Annotated in this window: 1 pseudogene; it reads right to left on the reverse strand. The window is 68.5% G+C overall.

Annotation, left to right across the window (positions count from 1 at the left end):
- Nucleotides 1–410 (reverse strand): annotated as a pseudogene (locus G3I78_RS49605) (integrase); the annotation flags it as partial.

The raw sequence follows: 410 nt of genomic DNA on the forward strand, positions 1-410 counted from the left end.
GCGGTACCGAGGTGACGCATCAGTTCAGCGACCTCGATGAAATTCATGTGCTCGCGCCAGGGCTTGCCCTCGATCCGGCCCGTGACGGGAACGTCCAGAGGGCATGGGCCCGGTCGTGCTGTGACCAGGGGCGCGAGCCCGTGAGTGTCTCTGAACCGGCTGACCTGGTCGATGCTGGCGCCGGTGAGGCCGGCGATATAGGAGGTGGCCAGTGCCGTCTCGCCACGAGCCTGGGAGGCGGGGATCAAGGCGCCGGATCGTGCGAGAGGCAGCAGGTAGTCCCTGAGGGCGGCCAGGCTGCCGGGGCGCGACGTGTTGGAGGCGGCGAGTGCACTCAGGCGGCATCGCTCGGCCCATGCCGTGAGGATGTCCTCCGCGAAGTCGTCGACGAACCGGATCGCCCAGACCAG

The organism is Streptomyces sp. SID13726, assembly GCF_010548375.1.
GTDB lineage: Bacteria > Actinomycetota > Actinomycetes > Streptomycetales > Streptomycetaceae > Streptomyces.